At 44.0% G+C, this 4,696-nt stretch carries 1 protein-coding gene, 1 pseudogene and 1 CRISPR repeat array; of the genes and pseudogenes, one reads left to right on the top strand and one right to left on the bottom strand.

The window, feature by feature from the left end; translation table 11 throughout:
• Nucleotides 1–390 precede the first annotated feature (390 nt).
• A complete protein-coding gene (locus PN457_RS02085) occupies nucleotides 391–3,717 on the top strand; it encodes a Swt1 family HEPN domain-containing protein (protein WP_271730995.1) in 3,327 nt (1,108 codons plus the stop codon).
• A 275-nt stretch (nucleotides 3,718–3,992) separates the two neighbouring features.
• Nucleotides 3,993–4,330: a CRISPR direct-repeat array (repeat unit 38 nt; unit sequence GCCACAATTACCTATAATCCCTATCAGGGATTGAAACA).
• Nucleotides 4,331–4,513: 183 nt separating this feature from the next.
• Here PN457_RS02085 and PN457_RS02080 read toward each other — a convergent pair.
• Nucleotides 4,514–4,696, bottom strand: a pseudogene (locus tag PN457_RS02080) (ATP-binding protein); the annotation flags it as partial.

Here is a 4,696-nt window from a genome sequence, read left to right as displayed (position 1 = left end):
TCACTATTCCCTATCCCCTATCCCCTATTCCCTATTCCCTACTCACTATTCCCTACTCACTATTCCCTGTTCCCTGTTCCCTGTTCCCTGTTCCCTTAAAACCATAATGATGATGTCCTAACCAATATGTCCGTTGCTATACATGATTTCCTAGTCGGATTCATCCGACTTCAGCTTTCAGACAGGGGTTTTAAACCCCTGGCACACTAGCCCATTGCAACAGTTGCAAAATATACTATATATTGGTTTAATATCCAGTGCTAGCTTATAGCTAAAACTTAACAGCATTTCCAGACCTTACCCCCAGCCGTCACCAGACCTTTAACCTTGGGGTATAACTTGTCATTGACAAAAATAGAAATTAACAGTTATACTAAGTAAACACCAACAATGACCATCAACAACCGCGAACGAATAGGCAGAGCCTTAGATTTACTACAAAAAGGCTTGTATCCCTTTTTAGAAAGGGAAATGGGCGCAAAATATGGTGATAAGTGGGTAGTTGCTGCTACTCCCTTCGTTTCCGAAGACCGCACCCTACGCCGCCCCGTGGCTCAAATGCTTAAGCAGGATGTAGCAGAAGTCCTCAAAGTCATGTGGAATCAGTGGAACGAAGTATTTAACCAAACTCTGGGTAAAGCCGAAAGAAGCTTAGTGAGTGAATTAATGCTCACCCGTAACGCCTGGGCCCACAATCAGCCATTCTCCACAGATGATACCTACCGCGCCTTAGATAGTATTAACCGTCTTTTGACCGCCATTTGCGCATCAGAAGCCGATGACGTAGAAAAGCAAAAACAAGAACTCCTACGCATCCGCTTTGAAGAACAAGCGCGCAGGGAAACCCGCAAAGCCGCAGCAACTTCCGTAGAAACCCATCCCGTTAGCGGTTTCAAACCCTGGCGAGAAGTAGTCACCCCCCACCCAGATGTTGCTTCCGGTCGCTACCAACAAGCAGAATTTGCCGCGGATCTTTGGCAAGTTTACCTAGATGAAGGTTCCGACGAGTACCGCTTACCTACAGAATTTTTTCGCCGCACCTATTTAACCGAAGGACTTAAACAACTGCTGCTCAATGCCTTACAGCGATTCTCTGGCCAGGGTGGTGACCCAGTAATTGAATTACAAACTAATTTCGGAGGGGGTAAGACCCACGCTCTGCTGGCATTATATCATCTGTGCTTTGGTGTTCCTCTCAAAGACCTACCGGAATTGGAACCAGTTTTAACCACCGCCGGGATGTCAGAGTTACCAGAAAATGTGAAAACTGCGGTGATAGTAGGTAACAAAATACGCCCCGGTAAACCAGACACAAAAACAGATGGTACAGTCGTCAGAACCCTGTGGGGAGAAATAGCTTGGCAATTGGGCGGTAAAGAAGGTTACGAAATGTTGCGGGAAACAGACGAAACCGCTACTAACCCCGGCGATATTCTCAAAGATTTATTTAACCGCTATGCTCCCTGTTTAATTCTCATTGATGAGTGGGTAGCCTATGGGCGACAACTCCATGATGATAATATCTTACCCGGTGGCAGTTTTGACACCCATTTCACCTTTGCCCAAACCCTCAGCGAGTCCGCTAAGAATGCAGACCGCACCTTATTAGTAGTCAGTATACCCTCTTCTGATATTGAAGTTGGCGGCGAAAAAGGTAGAGAAGCCCTCAACCGCTTAAAAAATGCCATTGGTCGGGTTGAGTCTCCTTGGCGACCTGCTAGCGCCGAAGAAAGTTTTGAGATTGTTCGTCGTCGTTTATTTCAAAACCTCACAGACCCTAACTTATTCGTAGCTCGTGATGCTGTCGTACGCGCTTTTAGCGAAATGTACCGCAATCAACCCCAGGAATTTCCCCTAGAATGTCGAGAAGCTGACTATGAACGCCGCTTAAAACAAGCCTATCCCATTCATCCAGAATTATTTGACCGTCTCTATAACGACTGGTCTAGCTTAGATAAATTCCAACGCACCCGCGGAGTATTACGACTCATGGCTAAAGTCATTACTGTACTCTGGGAACAAGGCGATCGCTCCTTAATGATATTACCAGCCAATATTCCCATGGGGGAAAGTCAAATACAGTCAGAACTCACCCGTTACCTAGAAGATTCCTGGGTTCCAGTAATTGAAAAAGATGTCGATGGGACCAACTCCCTCCCCATGCTTTTAGAAGCTCAAAACACCAACCTAGGGAAATACTCCGCCTGTCGCCGTGTTACCCGCACAATTTACCTAGGTTCCGCTCCCACCTTACAAGCAGCAAACCGAGGTTTAGAAGACCGCAGAATTAAACTCGGTTGTGTCCACCCCGGTGAAAGTGTAGCCATCTTTGGAGACGCTCTGCGCCGTCTGAGCGACCAAGCTACCTATATATATGTCAGTGACGGTAATCGTTATTGGATATCTACCCAACCCAACGTCACCCGCACCGCGCAAGACCGCGCTCAACAAATCAGCGAAGACATACACCGAGTTTGGGAAGAAATTATCAGCAGACTGAGAACCGATAAAGAGCGGGGTGAATTTGCAGGGGTGCATATAGCCCCCAATTCTAGCGCTGATGTTCCCGATGAAGAAAACATGGGCGTGCGGTTAGTCGTCTTAGCTCCCCAGTATAGCCACAGCAGCAAAGCTAAGGATAGCCCAGCCTTAGAAAAAGTGACAGAAATTCTCTCTTATAAAGGCGCTAGTCCCCGTTATTGTAAGAATTTGCTCTTATTTCTGGTGGTGGATAAAACTAAACTAGATAATTTAGTCCAGCATGTTTGTCAATTTTTAGCCTGGGATTCTATTGTTAAAGAAAAAGACTCTTTAAACTTAGATGTTTCCCAAACCAATCAAGCTCAACAAAAGCAAGAGGAAACTAATAAAAATGTCAATCTGTTACTTCAAGACACTTATCAATGGCTGTTAATTCCCCATCAACCAGATGCGCACAAGCCCATAACTTGGGAAGAAATTCGCATTCCTGGGCAAGATTCTTTCATTATTCGGGCTAGTCGGAGATTTCTTCACGAAGAACAACTCATACTTAAGTATTCCCCTTCCCGTCTGCGTCTAGAAATCCTTGACTCTTATATCTGGTCTAACGCCGATCATGTTGACTTAAAAACACTGTGGAAATACTTTACCCAATATCTCTATCTACCCCGCATCAAAGATGAACAAGTGTTACTCAATGCTGTTCAAGAAGGAGTAGCAGCCTTACTGTGGAAAGAATACTTCGCCTACGCCAGCGGCTACGATCAAGCTAAGGGACGCTATTTAGGGTTAAAAGCCTGTGAAGGGATTACAGCTACCCTCAGCAGCCAAAGTTGGTTAGTTAAAGCCGAGGTTGCAGAGCAGCAACTACAGCAAGATACAGCTGTACTACAACCCCCAACCCCACCAACTCCAAACCCAACTAATATTAACCCCAGTAATTCTACTAAATCAGTAAAAGAACCGGTAACAGAATACACCCCTTCCCCACCCCCTCCAAAACTGCGGCGTTTTTATGGCTCCGTCAATTTAGACCCCCAGCGGGTCATTCGGGATGCTGAACAAGTAACTAGCGAAATTGTCCAACATCTGGGGGGTTTAGTCGGTGCAGATATCCAAGTCACTCTAGATATTCAGGTGCAATTACCTGATGGAATCCCAGAGAATGTAATTCGCACCGTCACCGAAAATTGCCGGAGTCTCAAGTTTAAAACTTACAATTTTGAGGAGGAGTAACAAAACCGCTTTTGGCTGCTCTTGTGCGTCAACCAGTAGGTGTCAAAATCAGATTGACAATTTCCCGCATCAGAACCTTTGTATAGTCTAAGTTTCCAGTGTTTTTAGTGGTTTTGAGGTTGACGCATTCTCGGCAAGTCTTACCAGATAAAGGTTTGAGGGATTTTTTTTTGATGCTACTCTTGACACCAGGATATCTGAAAAGTTATATTATCTCCAGGTTGACGGATCAGAACCTTGAAAACCAAATATATCAATGCTTTCCTGGGTGGGCAGCCACAATTACCTATAATCCCTATCAGGGATTGAAACACTTTTGGCTTTTGACTATATATATAACAATCATAAATGCCACAATTACCTATAATCCCTATCAGGGATTGAAACAATGGTACTGTACCCAACACCACAGGCACTTTGCCACAATTACCTATAATCCCTATCAGGGATTGAAACACCGAGAATGATGACAGCGTTTCTCTTACTGCTAGTGTGCCACAATTACCTATAATCCCTATCAGGGATTGAAACCCATAGTAATATGCAGCCATATACTGTGGTAAATTTTATTATAAGCCACAATTACCTATAATCCCTATCAGGGATTGAAACCAGGTACTCTTAAAGGTCAGGGGATTATTACCACATCTCGCCACAATTACCTATAATCCCTTATTGGGTTCAATTGTGATATAGTCTCTGTAATTCATGATGTGACGAGGGCATTTTTATTAATTTTAATATTAATTTAATCATACCATTTATTTCTGCTAAAAACAGTGAGTTTTGCCAACACTCAAGCTCTAATCACAGTAATTCTATATTGATTTTCCGTCACCACAACTTCAGTTGATAACCTTTCTTCCATTGGTAAGGCATTTTTCCGCCTATCAAAGATAAATAACCAACCAAAATCTAAACCCAAACGCCCTAAATAAGATTCTAACTGTTCAATTCCATCACCTTGCGGATCGCCTTT

This window comes from Anabaenopsis arnoldii (assembly GCF_028331025.1).
Lineage (GTDB): Bacteria > Cyanobacteriota > Cyanobacteriia > Cyanobacteriales > Nostocaceae > Anabaenopsis > Anabaenopsis arnoldii.
The sequence above is the reverse complement of the archived record's forward strand: the minus strand, read 5'-3'. Positions and strand labels throughout refer to the sequence as shown.